19 protein-coding genes are annotated in these 20981 nt (G+C 74.5%); 7 read left to right on the top strand and 12 right to left on the bottom strand.

Features of this window, described 5'->3' with window-relative positions:
* Positions 1-68 precede the first annotated feature (68 nt).
* The 7 genes from AB0898_RS06315 to AB0898_RS06285 form a co-directional block, all read right to left on the bottom strand.
* Positions 69-947 carry a hypothetical protein gene (locus tag AB0898_RS06315; protein ID WP_366801647.1) on the bottom strand — a complete coding sequence of 293 codons (879 nt, stop codon included), beginning with the start codon at positions 945-947 and terminating at the stop codon, positions 69-71.
* 139 nt (positions 948-1086) lie between these two features.
* Positions 1087-2625, bottom strand: coding sequence for a hypothetical protein (locus tag AB0898_RS06310; protein ID WP_366801646.1), 1539 nt, complete (start codon positions 2623-2625; stop codon positions 1087-1089).
* A 115-nt stretch (positions 2626-2740) separates the two neighbouring features.
* Positions 2741-3664, bottom strand: a complete 924-nt coding sequence (locus AB0898_RS06305; protein ID WP_366801645.1) for an SGNH/GDSL hydrolase family protein — start codon at positions 3662-3664, stop codon at positions 2741-2743.
* Positions 3661-4860, bottom strand: coding sequence for a glycosyltransferase (locus AB0898_RS06300; protein WP_366801644.1), 1200 nt, complete (start codon positions 4858-4860; stop codon positions 3661-3663). The genes AB0898_RS06305 and AB0898_RS06300 overlap by 4 nt, the downstream gene beginning before the upstream one ends.
* On the bottom strand, positions 4857-5981 hold the full coding sequence (locus tag AB0898_RS06295; protein WP_366801643.1) for a glycosyltransferase family 1 protein: 1125 nt from the start codon (positions 5979-5981) through the stop codon (positions 4857-4859). The genes AB0898_RS06300 and AB0898_RS06295 overlap by 4 nt, the downstream gene beginning before the upstream one ends.
* Positions 5982-6197: 216 nt before the next feature.
* On the bottom strand, positions 6198-7616 hold the full coding sequence (locus AB0898_RS06290; RefSeq protein WP_366801642.1) for a HEAT repeat domain-containing protein: 1419 nt from the start codon (positions 7614-7616) through the stop codon (positions 6198-6200).
* 321 nt (positions 7617-7937) lie between these two features.
* Complete coding sequence (locus tag AB0898_RS06285) at positions 7938-8330, bottom strand: ankyrin repeat domain-containing protein (protein ID WP_366801641.1); 393 nt, start codon at positions 8328-8330, stop codon at positions 7938-7940.
* A 263-nt stretch (positions 8331-8593) separates the two neighbouring features.
* Here AB0898_RS06285 and AB0898_RS06280 point away from each other — a divergent pair, with 263 nt between their 5' ends.
* Positions 8594-8788: a hypothetical protein gene (locus AB0898_RS06280; protein ID WP_361116755.1), complete on the top strand. Its 195-nt coding sequence runs from the start codon at positions 8594-8596 to the stop codon at positions 8786-8788.
* A gap of 122 nt (positions 8789-8910) precedes the next feature.
* Positions 8911-10536: an ATP-binding protein gene (locus AB0898_RS06275; RefSeq protein ID WP_366801640.1), complete on the top strand. Its 1626-nt coding sequence runs from the start codon at positions 8911-8913 to the stop codon at positions 10534-10536.
* A gap of 67 nt (positions 10537-10603) precedes the next feature.
* Here AB0898_RS06275 and AB0898_RS06270 read toward each other — a convergent pair whose 3' ends face one another.
* Positions 10604-12112, bottom strand: coding sequence for a PLP-dependent aminotransferase family protein (locus AB0898_RS06270; protein WP_366801639.1), 1509 nt, complete (start codon positions 12110-12112; stop codon positions 10604-10606).
* 103 nt (positions 12113-12215) lie between these two features.
* Between AB0898_RS06270 and AB0898_RS06265 the strand changes: the two genes are divergently transcribed.
* From AB0898_RS06265 to AB0898_RS06250, 4 genes are all read left to right on the top strand, one after another.
* Positions 12216-12866: a hypothetical protein gene (locus AB0898_RS06265; RefSeq protein WP_366801638.1), complete on the top strand. Its 651-nt coding sequence runs from the start codon at positions 12216-12218 to the stop codon at positions 12864-12866.
* Entirely contained in the window at positions 12863-13630 is a 768-nt protein-coding gene (locus tag AB0898_RS06260) for a glycerophosphodiester phosphodiesterase (protein WP_366801637.1), read from the top strand. The genes AB0898_RS06265 and AB0898_RS06260 overlap by 4 nt, the downstream gene beginning before the upstream one ends.
* Before the next feature lie 66 nt (positions 13631-13696).
* Complete coding sequence (locus tag AB0898_RS06255; RefSeq protein ID WP_366801636.1) at positions 13697-15043, top strand: MFS transporter; 1347 nt, start codon at positions 13697-13699, stop codon at positions 15041-15043.
* A 256-nt stretch (positions 15044-15299) separates the two neighbouring features.
* Positions 15300-15674, top strand: a complete 375-nt coding sequence (locus AB0898_RS06250) for an RNA polymerase-binding protein RbpA (protein ID WP_361116736.1) — start codon at positions 15300-15302, stop codon at positions 15672-15674.
* Positions 15675-15764: 90 nt separating this feature from the next.
* On the opposite strand, the gene fxsA is transcribed toward AB0898_RS06250, so the two are convergent.
* The 4 genes from fxsA to AB0898_RS06230 form a co-directional block, all read right to left on the bottom strand.
* Positions 15765-16349 carry an FxsA family membrane protein gene (gene fxsA, locus AB0898_RS06245; protein ID WP_366801635.1) on the bottom strand — a complete coding sequence of 195 codons (585 nt, stop codon included), beginning with the start codon at positions 16347-16349 and terminating at the stop codon, positions 15765-15767.
* A 74-nt stretch (positions 16350-16423) separates the two neighbouring features.
* The gene (locus AB0898_RS06240; protein WP_407078292.1) at positions 16424-17257 is read right to left on the bottom strand and encodes a polyprenol monophosphomannose synthase; all 834 of its coding nucleotides are present in this window, start codon (positions 17255-17257) and stop codon (positions 16424-16426) included.
* Between the two features lie 497 nt (positions 17258-17754).
* Entirely contained in the window at positions 17755-19374 is a 1620-nt protein-coding gene (locus AB0898_RS06235; RefSeq protein ID WP_366801633.1) for an amidohydrolase, read from the bottom strand.
* Positions 19375-19485: 111 nt separating this feature from the next.
* The gene (locus tag AB0898_RS06230) at positions 19486-19926 is read right to left on the bottom strand and encodes an Lrp/AsnC family transcriptional regulator (RefSeq protein ID WP_366801632.1); all 441 of its coding nucleotides are present in this window, start codon (positions 19924-19926) and stop codon (positions 19486-19488) included.
* A 209-nt stretch (positions 19927-20135) separates the two neighbouring features.
* On the opposite strand from AB0898_RS06230, the gene AB0898_RS06225 reads away from it, so the two are divergent.
* Positions 20136-20585: a hypothetical protein gene (locus AB0898_RS06225; protein ID WP_366801631.1), complete on the top strand. Its 450-nt coding sequence runs from the start codon at positions 20136-20138 to the stop codon at positions 20583-20585.
* Positions 20586-20981: the final 396 nt, after the last annotated feature.

The following is a 20981-nucleotide window of genomic DNA, read 5'->3' as shown; positions in this document are numbered from 1 at the left end:
CGGACTCTCGTCGTAAGGCTTCGAACAGGGTGCGGTGGTGCGTCGGGGGCGGCGGGGCCCGGGTGCCGTCAGGAGTGGAACGGCAGCCCCGCGTCGGCGACCAGGTCCAGGTCGTCGGACTCCTCGGCGGGCAGCAGGCTCGCGGAGGCGCCGGTGTCCGGGACTATGCCCAGCTCAAGCAGCTCGGCGAGGGCCGCGCCGCCCGCCATGTCGCGTACCTGGAGCTGGTAGCGGGCCGTGGTGCGGTAGGTGCCGCCGCCCTCGTCACCGGTGCGCTGGAGGAACCCGGAGTCGGTGAGGAAGCCGAGCGCCTTGGCGACGATACCGGTGGTGGAGGCGGCCGGGCGCCGGGCGTCCTTGGTGGCACCGGTGGCGCTGCGCCGCGCCCAGATCCGCCAGGCGGCCTCCAGGCCGGGCGCGTCGGTCGCCGGGTCGGTGTTCTCCCCCTCCTCCTGCGCCTGCTCCTCCAGGCGACGGCACGCCTGCCGTACGAAGGCGTCCACGCCGTTGACGGTCACCCGCCCGATGTACGAGTCGTCGGCCAGGTCCTCCGGCCGGGGGAACGCCAGCGCGGCGACGGAGAGATGCGCCAGGCCGTGCAGGAACCGGTCCCCGGAGTCGGCGGTGGTCCGGCGCGCGTAGTCGCCCATCCGCACCGCGAACACCGAGTCCTCGGCCGCCGTCACCGCCATCCCCGCCCGCGCCGACACCTCAAGGACGACGAGCCCGAGCCCACTGGCCACGGCATCCGCGAGTCGCGCGAACGGCGGGTCCTCCCGGTACCGCCGCAGCAGATCCGTGTACTCCTGATCCCGCGCGGGCTGCAACTTCGGCTGCAGCCCGAAGGCGACGAGCCGAGCCGCGTCGGCGGCGTCGGCGGGCGTGACGGCAGTGGTCACCGGCGGCGCCGGGGCCTCGGCGTCACTCCACTCGACGTACTCGCTCACGGTTGAGACTCCTTGCTGATCTGAGAAACGAGGGGCGGGACAACTCCATAAGGGGCGCGGGGCTGTGTTCGATCATGCGGCTCCGCCGCGTGGGCGCGACAAGCCACGACGAACCCGCACGCGCCCACCGGCAGAACCATCACGCCCCCTCCGTCCGATCCGCAGCCATCCCAGCCGCGTCCAACAGGGCGGTGCCCACGATGAGATCGGCCCCACCGAATCCGGGATCGTCCAACTCGATGCCGTCGTCCACGGCGAAGAGCAGCTTCTCCTCACCCTGCCGGTAGGCGGTACCGACAGGGGGACTCGCCGCGTGGATCGCCAGCAGAGCGACCAGATAGGCAAGGTCCTCGCCACCGACGTCCGGGGTCTTGCGAGCCTCGGCAAGCAGCCCGGACAGTCGGCGCGGGGCATCCGCCGGAAGGTCGAGAAGCTGCTTGGCGGCAGCGAGTTCGTCGTCGGTGAACCGACTGTCGTCCGGCGTCTCGATAAGGTCCGGCTCCGGCATCTCCGCCCCAAGATGCTCCCGCTCCACAGGCGGCGTCAGCAGAATGTCCACAAGGTCGGCCACCCGCACGGACACCGGCGTACGCAACCCCGTCCCGCGCGCGAAGAACGCGTCGGTGACCCGGATCGCCTGCTCCACGGGCAACGGCAGCACCGGCGCGACAAGATGCCCGTACAGGTCGATGCCGGCGGCCCCCGTGGGCGTGGCGAACGCCTGCCGGTCCTGCTCGGCGCGGAAGAGCGGGCCCGCCTCCAGCAGCCGGGACTGCAGCTGGGTGTGGCGGCGGATGCAGTCCTTGACGATGTCGACCAGGTCGGCGGCGCGCCGCTTGTGCTCGGGCTCCTCGGTCTCGTCGCGGGCCTTGCGGATGTTGGTGAGGATGGCGTTCTCGTGGCGGTAGCGCTCCGCCACGTGGTCCAGCGCCTCGGCGATCATGTCGGGCACGGCGTTGAGCCAGTCGACCGCGCGGACGTTGCGCCGGGTGGCCTCCAGGGCGCGGCGCAGCGTCTCGGAGTACTGCACGGTGCGGTAGCGGGCCTGCTCGGCGGCGAGCTGGGCGTCGGCGAGCCGGCCCCGGTTGATCAGCACCTCCAGCTTGACCTCGGCGGCGATCTGGGCGCTGGTGACGTCGGTGTCCAGGGCGCCGACGAGGACGTTGACGGCCTCGTCGGTGGTGCGCAGGTATACGGTGCCGCCGGGGCCTGGCACCTCTTCGATCAGCTTGAAGTCGTAGTCGCGGCGCACATAGCTGCCGTCCGCCGCGAAGGTGCCGTAGACCGCGCGGAAGCCCCGGTCGGCGCTGCCGACGTTGATCAGGTTCTCCAGGACCCAGCGGGCGGCGCGCTCGTGCTCGGGGGCGGGGCGGTGCGGGGCCTGGGCGGCGATGCGCGGGACGAGCCGGGCCACTATCTGGTCGTGGTCGGCGCCCGTGTCGAAGTCCATGTTGAGCGTGACCAGGTCGATGGCGGCGAGCGCCACCTCGGCCATGCCGTACACCGAGTACTCGCCGGCCAGGTTGGCCTTGCGCGCGTCCAGGTCGTGCAGCGGCGCGGTGCAGGCGAGCGCGCGCAGCCGCCGCGCCAGGCCCTCGTCGGCGGCGGGGCCCGGCGCCGGGCGCGGCGCCGCGCTGAGCTGGGGCGGAACGCTGTCCGTCGTTGCAGGCGAAGTCACGGTGCACAGATTAGGTCCTCGGTCCGACAACAACCCAAACGGCGCAGAAGCGACGGGCGTCACACCGGCGCGAGACCGCCCGCGCGGGGCGGTCAAGAGCCGGTCGTACGAGGGGTCATGGCGCCGGGGACCGGGCCGGGTGGACCGTACCGGAGCCGGATCGCCGCACCGGCACCCGACGGCCGACGGCGGGACGGAGGGCGGGCACCGGCCGCGAAGGAGCCGGCACGGCCAGCGCCTCCGCCGTCTCCGCCGACGCACGCGCGTCCAGCTCGGCGCCCGTGCCGTTGCGTACCTCCTCGGCCGCCAGGCGCAGCAGCCCGGGCAGCAGGTCGGTGCAGCGCCGGGCCGCCCAGCCGGTGCCCGCCGTGGCGAGCCACCACAGGCGCTCGGACCGGCTCGGGGCGGGGTGTTCGGGTTCCGGGGACGGCGGGGGTCCGGTGGCGAGGCCCGCGCGGGCGAGTACGGCGTGGCAGCGGGTGGCGAGGTGGCGGTGGCCGCGTTCGCCGGGGTGCAGCCGGTCCGCGCTCCACAGGGCGGGGTCGGTGAGCCAGGCGCCCTCGTGGGCGTGGAGGTGGACCGCGCCGTACCGGTCGGACAGCGCGTGGGTCACGGCGTTGACGGCCCGCTGGCGCCGCGCCAGGGGGCGGGCGAGGGCGGCGGGCAGGCCGAGGAGCGCGCCGGGGTCGGGCAGGCAGAGGGTGAGCAGGGTGGCGCCCCGGCCGGTGAAGGCGGCGTAGACCCGGTCGAGTCCGTCGGCGACCTCACGGATGTCGAAGGAGCCGCGCAGGGTGTCGTTGACGCCGACCGCCACGGACACCAGGTCGGGGCGGAGCGCGAGTCCCGCCGGGGTCTGCCGGTGCAGTACGTCGCGGACGCGGGCCCCGCTGACGGCGAGGTTGGCGAACTCCACCCGCCCGGGGTCCGCCCTGAGCCCGCCCGCCGGCAGGGCGGCCCAGCCGCGTGGCCCGCCGGGAGCGGGGTCGCCCACGCCCTCGGTGAGCGAGTCGCCGAGGGCCACGAAGCGCAGGGTTCTCATACGGCCCCCTCCCCCGCGTCCACCCGGCCGTCCACCCGGCCCGTGTCGCGCCCGAGCACCGGCGCCTCATGAGCGGCCAGGAACGCCTCCACCGCCGCCCCCCACCCGAAACACTCCGCACGCGCGCGTGCCGCCTCCCGCCGTACCCGCTCCGGCCGGGCGAGCAGCGTCTCGACCGCGTCCGCGAACCCCGCGCCGTGGTCGGCCGCGACGGCCCCCGCCGACCCGACCACCTCGGGCAGCGCGGACGACGCGCTCACCGCGACGGGCGTCCCGCACGCCATGGCCTCAAGCGCGGACAGCCCGAAGGTCTCGGCGGGGCCGGGGGCCAGGCACACGTCGGCGGCCGCCTGGAGCGCGCCGAGGGCGGCCCGGTCGCCGATGTGGCCCGCGAAGAGGACGGGAAGCCCGCGTTCCCGGGCGCGTGCCTCCAGGCGGGCCCGCAGCGGCCCGTCCCCGGCCACCACCAGCACCGCCCGCCGTCCGCGCCGCAGCAGCACCTCAAGGGCGTCCAGCGCGACACCCGGCCGCTTCTCCACGGAGAGCCGCGAGCACAGCAGGAGCAGCGTCTCGTCCCCGCGCGCGTACGCGGCGCGCGGACCGGTGTGCCGGAGCGCGGGATGCCGTTCCGTCAGGTCGACGCCCAGCGGGGCGCGTACGACGTTGCGCGCGCCGACGCGCAGGAACTCGCGAGCGGCGAACTCGGTCGTGCACACCACGCGCGCGTAGACGTGCGCGGTACGGGTGTTGAGGGCGTCGGCGGCGCGCCGGGAGAGGTGCTCGGGCACACCCCAGGTACGCAGCACGCCGTCGGCGGTCTCGTGCGAGACCATGACGGCCGGCACCCGGGCGCGTCGCGCCCACCGCCCGGTCCAGCGCAGGGTCGTACGGTCGGACACCTCAAGGCGGTCGGGGGCCAGCTCCTCCAGGAGGGCGGCGACGCGGGCCCGTGCGGTCAGGACGCGGTAGCCGCCGGTGCCGGGCAGCAGGGGGCCGGGAAGGGTGATGACGCGGCCCTGCCCGGTGTCGCGGTCGGTGTGCCGGGCGCCGGGGACGATCAGCACGGGTTCATGGCCCGCGAGGCGGTAGCCCCGGCCCAGTTCGCGCAGCGCGGTGCGCAGGCCGCCGGAGGCCGGGGCGACGAAGTTGGCGAGCCGGACGATGCGCAGCGGGCGGGGACTCATGTCGCGGGTCATGCCGCCACCGCCGTACGGCGCGCCGCGAGCACGTCGGCGTAGTGGGCGAGGAGGCGGTCGCCCACGGCCGTCCAGGTGCGCTGCTCGACGGCCGCACGCCCTGCGGCGCCGTAGGACGCCCGCAGCGTGGGATCGGCTGCGAGGGCGCGTACGGCGTCGCGCAGGGTGGGCGCGTCGTCCGGTGGGACGAGGAGTCCGGTGCGGCCGTGGTCGACGAGGTCGAGCGGGCCTCCGGCGGCGGGCGCGATGACGGGCACCCCGCTCGCCATGGCCTCCTGGACGGTCTGGCAGAACGTCTCGAACGGGCCGGTGTGCGCGAACACGTCCAACGAGGCGAAGATCCGGGCGAGTTCACCGCCCTCGCGGCGCCCGAGGAACACCGCGCCGGGCAGCGCCCCGGTCAGCTGGGCCCGGCTGGGTCCGTCGCCCACGACGACGACCCGTACCCCGGCGAGGCCGCACACCCCGGCGAGGAGGTCGACGCGCTTCTCGGGGGCGAGGCGGCCGACGTAGCCGACGATCAGCTCGCCGTGCGGGGCGAGTTCGCGGCGCAGCGCCTCGTCGCGCCGGTCGGGACGGAAGCGCGCGGTGTCCACGCCCCGGGGCCACAGCCGCAGCCGGGGCACCCCGTGCGCGGCGAGGTCGGCGAGGGCGGCGGTGGAGGGGGCGAGGGTGAGGTCGGCGGCGGAGTGGACGGAGCGGATGCGCCGCCAGGCGGGCGTCTCACCGGCGCCGAGGTAGGCGCGCGCGTACCCGGCAAGGTCGGTCTGGTAGACGGCGACGGCGGGAATGCCGAGGCGGGCGGCGGCGGCCATGCCCCGTACGCCGAGGACGAAGGGGCCGGCCAGGTGGACCAGGTCGGCGCGGTGCGCGGTGAGCGCGGCCGCCACGCGTCTGCTGGGCAGCGCGATGCGGACCTGGGGGTAGCCGGGCAGGGGCAGCGAGGGGACGCGGACGACGGGGTACGGCTCGGGGCGGCAGGGGGTGCCGGGCGCGGGAGCGGGGGTGACGACGAGGGGGGCGTGACCGCGCTCGGCCAGGTGCCGGGCGGTCTGGTGGGCGCAGTGGGCGACGCCGTTCACATCGGGCGGAAAGGACTCGGTCACGATGACGACACGCATACGGCTGTTCTCGCCATGACAGGCGTGTCCGCGTCGACGTGGATCTGTCCGGGCGGGGAACGTCCCATGAGCGTTGGGCCGCGCGGGGCCCGAAGGCGTGGCGCGCAGGGGGGCGAAAGGCGTGGCCCCGCGCGCGGGGCCGGCCGTCGTGCGCGGCCGGCCCCGATGAGCGTCACATGCGGTACCGCCGAGGGGCACACGCGGACCCGGCGGGTGTCACATCGTCTGCGCGTCCGGCCCGATGCGGCTGCGGACCGCCGTCTGGACCTCGGCCTCCTCGGCCGGGTCGGCGGCGAGGCGGCGCAGGCGCTCGACCACGCGGGCGTCGCCGGTCTCGGCGTGCCGGGCGGCCAGTTCGCGGGTGGTCTCCTCGCAGTCCCACAGGCATTCGACGGCGAACCCGGTGGCGAAGGAGGGGTCGGTGGCGGCGAGGGCGCGGGCGGCGCGGCCGCGCAGATGGGAGGAGGCCGTCTCGCGGTAGACATGGCGCAGCACGGGGGCCGCGCAGACGATGCCCAGGCGTCCGGCGCCGTCGACCAGGGTCCACAGGGTGGGCGCGTCGGGCCCTTCGCCCCGTACGGCCTCGCGCAGGGCGCCGAGGACGAGGTCGCCGTCCTGGACGGTGCCCCGGCAGGCCAGGACGCGTCCGGCGGCGGCGCCGAGCGCGTCGGGCCGCTCGGCCCAGCGGCGCGCGTGCTCCACGGCCGCCCCGGTCCGCATCCGCTCGAAGGCGTCCACGGCGGCCTCGACGACCCCGGTGGTGCCGTCGGCGACGGCGGCCTCGATCAGCGGGAGGGCCTCGGGGTCCGCGCTGTCGGCGAGGTAGCGCAGGGCGGTGCAGCGGGCGCCCTCGGTGCCGGTGCGGGCGGCGGCCAGGATCTCGGCGCGGTCCTCGGGCCCGGCCACGGCGGCCAGACAGCGGGCGGCGGGCACATGGAGGACGGCGCCGCGCTCCAGGCCCTGCTGGGCCCAGTCGAGAACGGCGGCCACGCTCCAGCCGGGGCGCGGTCCGGTGGGCCGCATCTGCCGCTGCCAGCGGTCGAAGCTGCCCGCCTCCTGCGCGGTGCGCACCCGGGTGGCGACGGACGTGCGCGGGTCCTCGGCCCACAGCCGCCAGGGCCGGGGCTCGAAGGCGTCGCGCACGGTGGCGGCCAGCTCGGCGTCGCCCGCCGGGCCGGCGGGGAAGCGGGCCAGGACGGGGGCGGCGAGGGCGCGCAGGCCCGCGTCGTCGTCGCGCAGGGCGAGCTCGTCCAGGGCCCAGGCCCAGTTGGCGCCGTGGGCGGCGTACCGGCGCAGCAGCGCGAGTGCGTCCAGGCGGCCGTAGGAGGCGAGGTGTCCGAGGACGGCGAGGGCGAGTCCGGTGCGGGACTCGTCGCCGTCGAGGATGTCCTCGGCGCCGAAGAGGTGGGCCTCGATGGCGTCCAGCTCGCCGTTCAGGTCGAGGTAGAGCCGGGCGTAGTACAGGGAGCGGTTCTCCACCTGCCAGTCGTGGCGGGGATCATGGAGCACACAGTGGCCGAGGGCTTCGAGCGCTTCCGCGCGGGGGGCGGTGAGCGCGTGCAGGGTGCCGTCGCCGCGGCCCCGCTGCAACAGGCCCAGCAGGGTGCCGCTGGGCGCTATGACCGGATCGAACATGGGAAACAGCCTCACATCAAGCGTCGACGCAACCGGGGAACACGCACTACCTGGCCGCGTGACACAACGTCGGAGCGCCCGCCGTCTCTTGCTTGCCGAAGACCATTTCTCTCTGCCTCTCGTAGGTGGCCCATGCGGACCGCGTCACGGCCCGCGTGGTGCGGCAACTCCTGCCCGGCCACCGCGTCCGTGAATCACGTCGTCATGATGACCCGCGGTCTGTGCTGCCGCGACCGTATTTCCGGCGGCTTGTACCGCCTCCCCCCGCTGCTCGCACCGCTCCCCCGCCGTCGCGCGCCCTGTCCGTCCCGGACGCGCGGCTCACTGCGCGCCGAAGCGCTCCAGGAGTTCGGTCCTGTTGAACATGCGCGCGGTGTCGACCGCCGACGGCGTGCCCGCGGCCGGGTCGGCGCCGGCCTCCAGGAGGACATCGATCACCTCGGCCTCGTCCTTGAAGACGGCTCCGGCGAGCGGGGTCTGCCCCCGGTCGTTGATCCGGTCGGCGTCGGCCCCGTGGGCGAGCAGCGCGCGGACGGTACCGGCGTGTCCGTGGTACGCGGCGAGCATCACCAGACAGTCGCCGCGGTCGTTGGTGAGGTTCGCCGGAACGCCCGCCTCGACGTACGCGACCAGCTCCTCGGTCCGCCCCCGCCGGGCCAGATCGAAGATCTTGGTCGCCAGCTCCACGACCTCGGGGTCGGGGGCTTCGCTCATCGGCCGGACCGCCTCTCGTTGCAACCGTTCAGGTGAATCGTCAGGGTACTTCGTCGCACCGGGCCGGGCCGGGTGCGACCGAGGTGAGGGGCGTGGCAGACCCGGTCGGACGCACGGATGCGGCCCCGCGGCGGAGTGCGGGCTCCGCCACCTGGAGGAAAAGCAGCACTTTTCACCCAGTTGCACCTTTTATCGTATGGATACATCCTGTGATCCTGGAAGTACTCATGGTGACTGTCCCCCCTTCGACCAGGAGGTCCCCCATGATTTTCTCCATGTCCGGCGTGGTCCTGCTCGGCATCATCGTCTTCCTCTTCTTCCGCAAGGACGGCCTCAAGGGCACGCACGCGTGCATCTCGGCGCTGTTCGGCTTCTACCTCGCGAGCACGGCCATCGCTCCGAGCATCAAGGCCGGCGGCGAGAGTCTGGCGAGCCTCCTCGGCGGCATCAAGTTCTGAAGCGCCTCTCCCCCGAGGGCGGGCACCCGCGCCGTCCGAGGGGGACCACCCCGCCCGTACGCCCCACGCGCACGCACCACCCGCCCGTACGCCCCACTCCGCACCACGCACAGGAGACAGCAGTGGCCCGGCGCCCTCTTCCCCGCATTCTGAGCAAGGACAGCGCGCAGCTCGCCCGCACGCAGCTCGCCCGGAGCCGGGACATGGCCCGGACGGCGGCCGACAGCGCCACCGACGTCCTCCACCCGCTGATCACCCTCTCGCGCGGGCTCGGCCGCCTCGCCGCGGCCGCGCGGGCGAAGTGGGCCGCGACGCCCAAGGACAAGCGCGGCCCGCTGCTGTTCCTGGCGGCCGCCGTGGTCCTGGTCGTGGCGATGATGCCGTACGGCCCGCTGCTCGCCGCCATCGCGCTGATGGCGGCGGCGGCCTGGTACGGCCGGGACCGCACCCCCGCCAAGCCCGAGGGTCCCGACCCGGCCCGGGCCGAGCGGCTGCGCTCCCTGTACGAGGCCCTGGTGCCCGTCTTCTCGACGGCCGACGACCCGGCCCCGCTGTACGCCCACGGCGGTGACTGGGAGAAGGCCCTCGCGGAGCACGAGTTCGACGAGGGCGGCCGCGTCGGCCATCTGGTGATCCGCTACCCCGCCTACTTCCCCGACGGCGACCCCGAGGCCCGCGCGCGGGTCGAGCGGCTGCTCGGCGCCAAGGCCGGACGCGGCCGCGAGTACCGCTTCGGCTGGGACGAGGAGGGCAACCGGCTCACGCTGTCCGTGCTCCCGCCGCTGCCGGCCGGGATCGCCGCCCAGCGGTTCGTCACCGCGCCCGGCGAGACCGTGCTCGGCTTCACCGACCAGAGCGAGGTCCAGCGCACGCTTCCGCTCTCCTTCGAGGAGGAGGAGCGCGACGTGCCGCCGGTCGTCTGGCGCACCGGCGTCCGCTCCACCGAGCCGCACCTGCTGGCCATGGGCCACCCCGGCAGCGGCACCTCGACCCTGCTGCGCTCCATCGCGCTCCAGGCCCTCCAGCACGGCGACGTGCTCATCGTGGACGGCGGCGGCACCGGCGAGTACGCGTGCCTGACCGGCCGGGACGGCGTGCTGGGGGTGGAGTGCGCCCCGGCCGGCGCGGTCACGGGCCTGGAGTGGGCGGCGCAGGAGACCGAGCGGCGGCTCCTCGCGGTCAACCGGGCCCGGCAGGCGGGCGACCCGATGCCCGAGGACACCCGGCGCCCGCTGTGGCTGATCCTGGACCGGCCGACCGTCTTCACCCACCTCGCGGAGGCGGAGCACCGCACCGACCCGCAGGCGCTGCTCCAGGTCCCGCTGCGGCACGGCCGCGCGGCCAACGTCACGGTGGTGCTGGCCGAGCAGTTCGACAGCGCGGACAGCCTGAGCGAGGCGGTCGGCCGGCACACCCGCGCGCGCGTGGTGCTCGGTCCGGCGACCGCGCAGCAGGTGGCCGCGGTGCTCGGCGAGCCCCCGCACACGACCCCGCCCGACACCATCCCGGCGGGCCGCGGCTACGCCCGCCTCGGCTCGGGCCCGGTGCTCCGCCTCCAGGTCCCGGCCACGCCCGACCCGTACGACGACGCCACGAGCGAGACCGACCGGCAGGCGGTACTGGCGCTGCTGCCGCCGCGCACGACACCGGCCGAGGCGCCGGAACCCGAGCGGACGGCCCGACTCACCAAGTCCGACGACACGTTGGCCGCGCCCGTGGTGGCCGAGGCGGTCGGCGCCGACTCCTGACGGGGTACGGCACGAGGGCCGGGCGGGATCAACTCCCCGCCCGGCCCTGCCCGTTCCCACGCCGCCCCTACGCCACGAACGTGCGCGGACCCTCCGACGCCCCGCCCGCCGCCCCGGTCTCCACCAGCCGCGCCGCGGCCGCGAGCCGCACCGCCGCCTCGTCCGCCACCGCTCCCCCGACGGTGAACGGCAGCCGCACATACCCCTCGAAGGCGCCGTCCACGCCGAAGCGCGGCCCGGAGGGCACCCGGACGCCGACCCGCTCCCCCGCCTCGGCCAGCCGCGAGCCCGACAGGCCACCGGCACGCACCCACAGGGTCAGTCCGCCGTCGGGCACCTCGAACTCCCAGTCCGGCAGCTCGCGTCGGACGGCCGCCACCAGACAGTCGCGGTTCTCCCGCGCCTGTGCCCGGCGCAGCTCCACCGCCTCCTCCCAGCCGCCGGTGCTGAACAGCCAGTTCACGGCGAGCTGTTCGAGCACCGGGGTGCCGAGGTCGGCGTAGGCGCGGGCGGCGACCAGGCTGCGGATGACGTCGGGGGCGGCACGCACCCAGCCGATGCGCATCCCGGCCCAGAACGCCTTGCTGGCCGAGCCGACGGTGATGACGGTCGAGCCGGCCGGGTCGAACGCGCAGACCGGACGCGGCATTTCACGGCCCAGCTCCTCGTCGAACCACAGCTCGCTCATCGTCTCGTCCGTGACGAGGACCGTCCCCGCCGAGCGGGCCGCGTCGACCAGCCGCCGCCGCTGGTCCTCGTCCGCGAGCGCGCCGGTCGGGTTGTGGAAGTCGGCGACCACGTAGGCGAGCCGGGGCGCGGCCTCGCGCAGCACCTGGCGCCAGCGGTCGAGGTCCCAGCCGGTGAGCCCCTCGGCCATGGCGACGGGGACGAGCCGGGCACCCGCCTCGCGCATCAGCTGGAGGATGTTGGCGTACGAGGGCGACTCGACGGCGACGCGCTCGCCCCGGCCCGCGAAGAGATGACAGATCGCGTCCATGGCGCCCATCGCGCCGGTGGTCACCATGATCTGCTCGGGCATGGTGGGGATACCGCGCGCGGTGTAGCGCTCGGCGATCATTTCGCGCAGGGCGGGGAGTCCGGCCGGGTAGTCGCCATGGGTGTGCGCGTACGGCGGCAGCTCCTCCAGGGCGCCCTGGACGGCGCGGGTGAGCCACGGCTCGGGGGCGGGCAGGGCCGCGCAGCCGAGGTCGATCACCGAGCCCAGCGTCTCGGGCGGGAGGGGTTCCAGGCCGCGCGCGGGCAGCGGGTTGCCCGCGGGGACGGCGGTCCAGCTGCCCGCGCCGCGCCGGGACTCCAGGAAGCCCTCGGCACGCAGCGCCTCGTAGGCGGCGGCGACCGTGGTGCGGCTGACGGACAGGGCGAGGGCGAGTTCGCGCTCGGCGGGCAGCCGCGCGGCGACCGGCACCCGGCCCTCCAGGACGAGCAGCCGTACACCGTCGGCCAGGGCGCGGTAGGCGGGCGGTCGGCGGGTGCCGGGGCCCGCGGGGCGCTTCTGCTGGGAGTTGAGGAGCCGGGCCAGCTGCGCGGCGCCCACCGCCGAAGTCCACTGCGCCATGAAGATCAGTCCACCTTCCCCGGATTGGCCATGGATGACCGTACCTGCCGAGCCACAGAGTGACACGCATCAGTCCACTGCTTCCACCCCAGGGGGGTATCCCGTGTCCACTCGGGGCCATCTCGGCCGACGCCTGGTCCAGCTCTACGGCGGACTCGCGCTCTACGGCGCCAGTTCGGCACTCCTCGTCCGCGCGGACCTCGGCATGGAGCCGTGGAACGTGCTGCACCAGGGCCTGTCCCGGCTCACGGGGCTCAGCATCGGCGTCGTCATGACGCTCGTCGGCGCGCTCGTGCTGCTGCTCTGGATCCCGCTGCGCCAGCGCCCCGGCCTCGGCACGGTCTCCAACGTCCTGGTGATCGGCTTCGCCCTGGACGCCACCCTGTCCGTCCTGCCCGCCGTGCACGGCCTCGTGGGCCGCGCCCTGCTGCTGGTGGCGGGGATCGTCCTCAACGGCGCGGCGACCGGGCTGTACATCGCGGCGGCCTTCGGACCCGGCCCGCGCGACGGCCTGATGACCGGGCTGCACCAGCGCACCGGCCGCTCGATCCGGCTGCTGCGCACCTGCGTGGAGGTCGTCGTGGTCGCGACGGGCTTCGCGCTCGGCGGCACGGTGGGCGTCGGCACGGTCCTGTACGCGCTGTCGATCGGCCCGCTCGCCCAGCTGTTCCTGCGCGTGTTCGCCCTCCCGTCGAGCGGCCCCGCCACCATGGTTGCCACCGGGGCACCCGCCCGCGCGATACTGCGCCCGTGACCTCGCCGATACGCCACCCCTACCTGGACCATCCCGCCCCGCTCGCCTTCGCCCACCGGGGCGGCGCGGCCGAGGGCCTGGAGAACACCGCCGCGCAGTTCCGGCGCGCGGCCGAGCTGGGCTACCGGTACATGGAGACCGACGTGCACACCACGGCGGACGGCCGGCTCGTCGCCTTCCACGACGCGACCCTGGACCGCACGACGGACGGCACGGGCCGGATCGCGGACCTGCCCTGGCGGGCGGTGAGCGAGGCGCGGGTGGCGGGCAAGGAGCCGGTGCCGCTGTTCGAGGAGCTGCTTGAGACGTTCCCGGAGGTCCGCTGGAACGTGGACCTCAAGGCGGAGTCGGCGCTGCTGCCGTTCCTGGAGCTGGTCGAACGGACGAACGCCTGGGACCGGGTGTGCGCGGGCTCCTTCTCCGAGGCGCGGGTGGTGCGGGCGCAGCGCCTGGCCGGGCCGCGCCTGGCGACCTCGTTCGGCACGCGCGGGGTGCTCGGGCTGCGGCTGCGCTCCTGGGGACTGCCCGTGCCGGTGCGCGGCTCGGCGGTGGCCGCGCAGGTCCCGGAGGCCCAGTCGGGCGTCCCGGTGGTCGACGCGGCGTTCGTACGCGCCGCCCACGCGCGCGGGGTGCGGGTGCACGTGTGGACGATCAACGAATCCGCGCGGATGCACCGGCTCCTGGACCTCGGGGTCGATGGCATCATGACCGATCACATCGACACGTTGCGCGAGGTCATGGAGGACCGGGGCGTCTGGGTCTGAACCACCCGGAGTGTCCTCGCAGCCCGCCGCGCGCACGGCACTGCGGCGGGGAAGCGAGGGCGCGGGGTGGGCACCGACACCGTGCGGGCGGAGGTGGCCGACGAGGCCGCCGGACTGCGGCGCGAACAGCGCGGCTGGTACTTCTACGACTGGGCGTGCTCGGTCTATTCGACGAGCGTCCTGACCGTGTTCCTCGGCCCGTACCTCACGGCGGTGGCGCGCGAGGCGGCCGACGCCGAGGGGTATGTGCACCCGCTGGGCATCCCGGTGCGCGCGGGGTCGTTCTTCGCGTACTCGGTATCCCTGTCGGTGATCGTGGCCGTGCTGATCATGCCGCTGGTGGGCAGCGCCGCCGACCGCACCGGCCGCAAGAAGCCGCTGCTGGCCGCCGCCGCGTACACCGGGGCGGCCGCGACGGCCGGCATGTTCTTCCTGGACGGCGACCGCTATCTGCTCGGCGGACTCCTCCTGATCGTCGCCAACGCGGCCCAGTCGGTCGGGATGATGCTCTACAACGCCTATCTGCCGCAGATCTCCGCGCCCGCCGAGCGCGACGCGGTCTCCTCGCGCGGCTGGGCCTTCGGTTACGCGTCCGGCTCCCTGGTCCTCGTCGCCGACCTGGTGCTCTTCTCCGCGCACGACTCCTTCGGACTGACCCAGACGGAGGCCGTGCGGATCTGTCTGGCCTCGGCCGGACTGTGGTGGGGCGCCTTCACGCTCGTACCGCTGCGCGCCCTGCGCGACCGGCACGCGCGCGTGGCGGCCGCCGCGCCGACGGGCCTGCGCCAGCTCGCGGCGACCGTACGGGACATGCGCCGCCATCCGCGCACGCTGGCCTTCCTGCTGGCCTACCTCGTCTACAACGACGGCATCCAGACGGTCATCACCCAGGCCTCGGTCTACGGCTCGGAGGAGCTCCGCCTCGGCCAGTCCACGCTGATCGGCGCCGTGCTCCTCGTCCAGGTGCTGGCGGTCGCGGGCGCGCTGGCCATGGGGCGCCTCGCGCGGAACTACGGCGCGCAGCGCACGGTCCTGGGCTCGCTGGTGGCGTGGACGCTGACGCTGGGCGCCGGGTACTTCCTGCCCGCCGGGGTGCCGGTGTGGTTCTTCGTGCTGGCCGGCGCGATCGGCCTGGTGCTCGGCGGCAGCCAGGCCCTCTCCCGCTCGCTGTTCTCGCACCTGGTCCCGCCCGGCAAGGAAGCCGAGTACTTCTCCGCTTACGAACTGAGCGACCGGGGTATGAGCTGGCTCGGCCCCCTGCTGTTCGGGCTGACCTACCAGCTGACCGGGAGCTACCGTTCGGCGATCGTGTCGCTGGTGGCCTTCTTCGTCGTCGGCTTCGTCCTGCTGGCGCGGGTGCCGGTGCGGCGTGCGATCGACGAGGCGGGGAATCCGGTTCCGGACAGGATTTAGCGTTCCACACGAAAGGGCGGTAGTGTACGCGTTTGGCCTGCCAGGCGTACCGTTACTGCGCGTCAAAGCCAGCGAAACGCTGGGTGACATCTGCTGTCAGATGTGACAAACCGGGCGCCTGTGGGTAGAACAAGGGGCGGCTACGACGGCGACGCATGACCCTGAACGGGAATCTTTACCGCCGACCGGACGTTGACCGGATGACGACGACAGCGACACCTGTCCTGTGGGCGACAAAGCCCGGGAGGCACGATTCATGAGTGAGCGAGCTCTTCGCGGTACGCGCCTCGTGGTGACCAGCTACGAGACGGACCGCGGCATCGACCTGGCCCCGCGCCAGGCCGTGGAGTACGCATGTGAGAAGGGGCATCGCTTCGAGATGCCCTTCTCGGTCGAGGCGGAGATTCCGCCGGAGTGGGAGTGCAAGGTCTGCGGGATCCAGGCACTCCTGGTCGACGGCGACGGCCCTGAGGAGAAGAAGGCCAAGCCCGCGCGTACCCACTGGGACATGCTGATGGAGCGGCGCACCCGCGAGGAGCTCGAAGAGGTCCTTGAGGAGCGCCTGGCGGTTCTGCGCTCGGGGGCGATGAACATCGCCGTACACCCGCGCGACAGCCGCAAGTCCGCGTAACCCCTCCGGGGGCAAGCACGCGAGAGAGCCGCGGGCGCCGTACATCGTGAGGATGTACGGCGCCCGCGGCTCTGTGCTGTCCGGACCCGCTCAGCGGTTCAGGGGCGGGCGCGGCTCGTCCGGGGCGTCGTCGCGGCGTTCGCGGACGACCTCGCCCTGGACCACCTTGCCGTCGGGGCGGTGGATGCGGGCCTGCTGGAAGGCGTCGCCGAGGGAACCGGGGGCGGCCACCCGCAGCTTGCGGTTCACCAGGTGCCCGGTGCGACGGCGTACCAGGGTCTGCACCGGGGGCAGCAGCAGAAGCAGTCCGGCCGCGTCGGAGAGCACGCCGGGGATCATCAGGAGCAGACCGGCGAGCATCAGCAGGCCGTTGCCGCCGCCGGAGGCGGTGCCCTCCGCGGGGGTGGCGCCTTCGGCGGGGGTGGTGCCGCGGCGCAGCGCCTCGTCCAGGTTGCGGAAGGCGCGGCGGCCCGCGCGCTTGACGACCACGGCGCCCGCGACGAAGCCCGCGACCAGCAGCAGGAACACGGCCAGACCGCCGGCCGCGTCCGCGATCACGATCAGAAGCCAGATCTCCAGCACCGCCCAGGCGGCGATGCCCAGCGGCAGATAGCGGCGCAGGGCCGAACGCCGGGGGCGCCCGGTCTGCGGAGGGGTGGGTGCGCCAGTCGTCATGCTTCCAGTGTGCCTGGGCCCGGCTCAGCGCGGGGTAAGGGGGTGATCGCCCCGCCCACCGGGCCCGGCCGGCGCTACCGGCCCTTGACGGCTCCCTTGGCCCTGAGCTTGTTCACCCGGTCCCCGACGCCCCACGCGGTGACCCGCCACAGCGCCTCGACCAGGATGTCCTTGCTCATCTTGGAGTCGCCGAACTCGCGCTCCACGAAGGTGATGGGCACCTCGACCACGTGGTAGCCGGCCTTGACCGAGCGCCGGGCCAGGTCGACCTGGAAGCAGTAGCCCTGCGAGGCGACCTCCCCCAGGCCGAGCCCCTCCAGGGTCTCGCGGCGGAAGGCGCGGTAGCCGCCGGTGATGTCGCGCAGCGGCAGGTCGAGGGCGAGGCGGGAGTAGAGGCTGCCGCCGCGCGAGATGGCCTCGCGGGACTTGGGCCAGTTGACCACCCGGCCGCCGGGCACCCAGCGGGAGCCGAGCACCAGGTCGGCGCCCTTGAGCGCGGTGAGCAGACGGGGCAGCTCCTCGGGCTGGTGGGAGCCGTCGGCGTCCATCTCGACCAGGACGCCGTAGCCGTTCTCCAGGCCCCAGCGGAAGCCCGCGAGGTAGGCGGCGCCGAGGCCTTCCTTGCCCTTGCGGTGCAGCACCTTGACGTGGTCGTCCGCCGCCGCCAGCTCGTCGGCGAGCTTGCCGGTGCCGTCGGGGCTGTTGTCGTCCGCCACGAGGACGTGTGCTTCGGGGACCGCCTCGCGTACCCGGCCCACGATCGCCTTGATGTTCTCCGCCTCGTTGTAGGTCGGGATGATCACCAGGACCGTGCCGAGCGGGCCGAACTGCCTCCCCCGGGCCGTGGCCGCGAGGGTCTCGCCGTCGTTCACTGCTGCCCCTTCGTGTCGTACGCAGGCGTCCACCATAGTGGTCACGGCCTGCGATGACGTGACAGCACATTCCTACGGTGGTGTCGATAGCGCAAGAGTTGGGTAGGAACGGGGTTTTCGTCACCGCTGTCCGCTGCGGATGGGGGCCCGGCGCCCTTCGGGCCGGCCTGGGACCCGCCGGCTGCGGGTCGACCTAGAGCCGTTGTCTACTGAGCGACCGGGCCCCACCCGGGTCACACCTGGCCGGCCGGCGGAGCGTTCCCCCGTCGGCGCGGGCGCTGAGCCTGGCTCCCAGTGACGGTGCCCCGGTGCGGCACACCGTCCCTGACCCAGCGGCGCTGCGACGAGTACGCGAACACTCGGCGGCCGGGCGTCCGGTGGTGGACGCGGCCGAACCTACCGGCCCCCGCCCTTCGACTGTCAACAGCCCCGTGGCCTGCGCAAACACCAGCGAGGTCGGGGCTTGTCGCAAGGATGCGCAGGTCGGGCGGCGGTGCGGCGGCGCGGACTCCGGCCGGCACCGCCGCCGTAGATCACTCGCCCGGCCGTACGTACACCGTCCGGCCGCCCACCACCGTGCGCAGACAGACGGGCAGTTCGCGGTCGGGGCCCAGGTCAGGCAGGCCGGGGGTGCCGGAGCGCGGGTCGGTGGACCAGCGGGCGACCCGGTCGTCGGGGGCCTGGACGACCAGTGCGCCGGTGCGCCAGACGGCGTAGTCGGCCGGGGCGCCGGGCACCAGCACGCCCGCGTCGTCGCGGCCGATGGCCCGCCAGCCGCCGCGCGTGTGCGCGGTGAAGGCGGCGCGCACCGAGACGCGGTGCGCGGGGGTGTGGTGGAAGGCGGCGGCGCGGACGGTGCCCCAGGGGTCGAGCGGGGTGACCGGGCTGTCCGAGCCGAAGGCGAGCGGCACCCCGGCGCGCAGCAGGGCGGCGAAGGGGTTGAGCGTGCGGGCCCGCTCGACGCCGAGGCGCCGGGCGTACATGCCGTCGTCGCCGCCCCAGACGGCGTCGAAGGCGGGCTGTACGGAGGCGATCAGGCCCAGCTCCGCGAAGGCGGCGACGGACTCGGGGGTGAGCATCTCGGCGTGCTCGACGCGGTGCCGGGCGGCCCGGACGCGGGCGAGGCCCACCTTGTCGGCGGCGGCGCGCATCCCGTCGACGACGGCGGTGACGGCCGCGTCCCCGATGGCGTGGAAGCCCGCCTGGAGGCCCGCCTCGGTGCAGGCGACGACATGGGCGGCGACCGCGTCGGCGTCCAGGTAGGCGGTGCCGGTGCGGCCGTTGTCGTCGGTGTACGGCTCGTGCAGGCAGGCGGTGTGGGAGCCGAGGGCGCCGTCCACGAAGAGGTCGCCCGCCGCGCCGAGGGCGCCGAGTTCGCGGGCCTTGTCGACGTCCTGTTCGGCCCAGTAGCCGATGACGCGGGGTCCGGGCCGTTCGGCGGCGAGCTTCAGCAGGCCGGTGAAGTCGTCCTCGGAGGAGATCGCGGGGCCGCCGCACTCGTGCACGGAGCCGATGCCGAGCGAGGCGGCGCGGCCGAGCGCCGCACGCTGGGCCTCGGCGCGCTGGGCGGGGGTGAGCGCGGCGAAGGCGGCCTCGCGGACGGCGTGGTGGTCGTCGGCGGTCAGCGGCGCGTCGGCGCGGTTCACGGCGGCGGGTACGAGGTCGAGCAGGGCGGTGCTGACGACGGCCGAGTGGACGTCGGCGCGGGAGAGGTACAGGGGGCGGCCGCCGGTCGCGGCGTCCAGCTCGGCGCGCGTCGGTGGGCGGCCGCCGGGCCAGCGGGCGGCGTCCCAGCCGTGGCCGAGGAGCACCCGGTCGGCGGGGCGGGCGGCGGCGAAGGCGCGGACCCGGTCGAGGGCCGCCTCCAGGGACGGCGCGTCCGACAGGTCGAGGCCGGTCAGGGCGAGTCCGGTGGCCGTGGTGTGGACGTGGGCGTCCGTGAACGCCGGGGTGACGAGGGCGCCGTCGAGGTCGATCACCTGGTCCACGCCGTCGGCGAAGGCGTCGGCGGCCCCCTCGGAGCCGACCCAGGCGACCTGGCCGCGCTCCACGACCATGGCGGTGGCGAAGGGGTCGGCGGGGCTGTGGACCTCGCCCCGGCGCAGCAGGACGGTCTCGGGCTCGCTCGTGGGGTCGGCGCACTGGTCACTCATGCCCCACAGTCTCTCGCGTGCGCGCGGGAGGACGGGAACCGGGGCGGACGGGACCGAGGGGGCCTATGGGGCCACCGGGGCCCGCCGGAGCCCGCCGGAGCCCGCCGGGGGTCAGACCCTCGGTGGGCGCGCCTCGTACGGCGTGGAGAGCACGACCGTGGTGCGGGTGGAGACCCCGGCCAGGGAGCGCAGCCGGGCGAGCAGCTCCTCCAGCTCGTGCGGGGTGGCCACACGGACCTTGAGGATGTAGTTCTCGTCCCCGGCGACGCTGTGACAGGCCTCGATCTCGGGGACGCCCGCGAGCCGCTCCGCGATGTCGTCCGGGGCGCTGGGGTCGAAGGGTTTGACCGAGATGAAGGCGGTGAGCGGCAGCCCGACGGCCTCGGGGTCGACGACCGCCGCGTAACCGCGGATCACGCCCCGCTGTTCGAGCCGGCGCACCCGCTGGTGCACGGCCGACGTGGACAGGCCCGTGGCCTTGCCCAGGTCTGTGTAGCTCATCCGCCCGTCCTTGACGAGCAGCTGCACGATCTGACGGTCCAGCTCCTCCATGTCGCAAGAACCTACAGGCCGCACGATCCTTTCCGGTACCCGAGCTGCGCAGGTCATGCGGGGTACGCTGACAGCGGCATGTGACGAACACCACATGACTTGTGCGCGCTGCGTGATGTTCTCACGATTACCGCCGAGAGTGGACGGGAAGTGCTTGCTGTGGTCGAGGCCGCAGCGCCTTCACGGCCCAGCCTTAGGGGGAGAATCCCATGCAGAGTGTCAAGCGCCCCGTCCGTCCCGCCGCCCGGCGGCAGCCGCGCGTCGTCGAGCCCGTGCCGGAGTACGTCGAACCGGACTTCGACGACGACTCCGAGAGCCTGGACGCCGAGGACACCTACGACACGTTCGAGATGTACCGGGTGATCTGCCCGGACTGCGCGCAGCCCATCGCGCTCCTCGCCGACGAGGAGGTCCTGCCGGAGCACGCGCGGTGCGCCTCGCCGTGGAACCCGTTCGGCCTCACGGCCTGCGCGGGCACCGGCCGCGCGGCGGCGGACGCCCGCCCGGCCGACGCGTCCGTCGCGCCGCAGGAGCAGGACACCGCCCTGCTGCTGACGCTCCCCCAGGGCCTGGACTGGCGGACCCAGCCCTTCTCGCACGTCGGCGGCCCGGGCTCGCGCCCGATGCGCGTACCGATGATGCGCGACCGGGCCGCCTGAGGCCCCTTCTCCGGACGAACGCCCCGCCTCCCGGTGCGCGCGCCGCGCCGAGGGGTGGGGCGTTGTGCCGTAGGGGGGCGTTGTGGCGTACGAGCGGGGTGTTGTGCCGTAACGAGCGGGGCATCGCCGTACGAGCGGAGTGTTGTGCCATCCGGGTGAGGCGTGACCCCGTGCGGATGACGTGCTGTGCCGTACGGGTGAATCAGGACGGCCGGCGGCGGCCGACGCGAGTGAACTGACGCTCGAATTGGCGCGGGGGTGACCCCGGCGGGCGGCCCCGCGTTGGCCTGGCATGACCCCCATGCACACGGCCACCGGGCGTCAGCGCCGGCCCCTCGTCCCACGGCCCGCGGAACCGGCCGCGCCCCGGCCGCCGCAGGACCCGCCCATCTACCT

Source organism: Streptomyces sp. NPDC005435, from assembly GCF_040703155.1.
Taxonomy (GTDB): domain Bacteria; phylum Actinomycetota; class Actinomycetes; order Streptomycetales; family Streptomycetaceae; genus Streptomyces.
This window is presented reverse-complemented; position numbering and strand designations above follow the sequence as displayed.

Coding starts and splice junctions, on each gene's coding strand:
- AB0898_RS06290 (WP_366801642.1), bottom strand. CDS start 7,616: ATGTTCGATCCGGTCATAGCGCCCAGCGGCACCCTGCTGGGCCTGTTG.
- AB0898_RS06305 (WP_366801645.1), bottom strand. CDS start 3,664: ATGAGAACCCTGCGCTTCGTGGCCCTCGGCGACTCGCTCACCGAGGGC.
- AB0898_RS06235 (WP_366801633.1), bottom strand. CDS start 19,374: ATGAGTGACCAGTGCGCCGACCCCACGAGCGAGCCCGAGACCGTCCTG.
- AB0898_RS06270 (WP_366801639.1), bottom strand. CDS start 12,112: ATGGCGCAGTGGACTTCGGCGGTGGGCGCCGCGCAGCTGGCCCGGCTC.
- AB0898_RS06225 (WP_366801631.1), top strand. CDS start 20,136: ATGCAGAGTGTCAAGCGCCCCGTCCGTCCCGCCGCCCGGCGGCAGCCG.
- AB0898_RS06250 (WP_361116736.1), top strand. CDS start 15,300: ATGAGTGAGCGAGCTCTTCGCGGTACGCGCCTCGTGGTGACCAGCTAC.
- AB0898_RS06240 (WP_407078292.1), bottom strand. CDS start 17,257: ATGGTGGACGCCTGCGTACGACACGAAGGGGCAGCAGTGAACGACGGC.
- AB0898_RS06280 (WP_361116755.1), top strand. CDS start 8,594: ATGATTTTCTCCATGTCCGGCGTGGTCCTGCTCGGCATCATCGTCTTC.
- AB0898_RS06285 (WP_366801641.1), bottom strand. CDS start 8,330: ATGAGCGAAGCCCCCGACCCCGAGGTCGTGGAGCTGGCGACCAAGATC.
- AB0898_RS06295 (WP_366801643.1), bottom strand. CDS start 5,981: ATGCGTGTCGTCATCGTGACCGAGTCCTTTCCGCCCGATGTGAACGGC.
- fxsA (WP_366801635.1), bottom strand. CDS start 16,349: ATGACGACTGGCGCACCCACCCCTCCGCAGACCGGGCGCCCCCGGCGT.
- AB0898_RS06230 (WP_366801632.1), bottom strand. CDS start 19,926: ATGGAGGAGCTGGACCGTCAGATCGTGCAGCTGCTCGTCAAGGACGGG.
- AB0898_RS06300 (WP_366801644.1), bottom strand. CDS start 4,860: ATGACCCGCGACATGAGTCCCCGCCCGCTGCGCATCGTCCGGCTCGCC.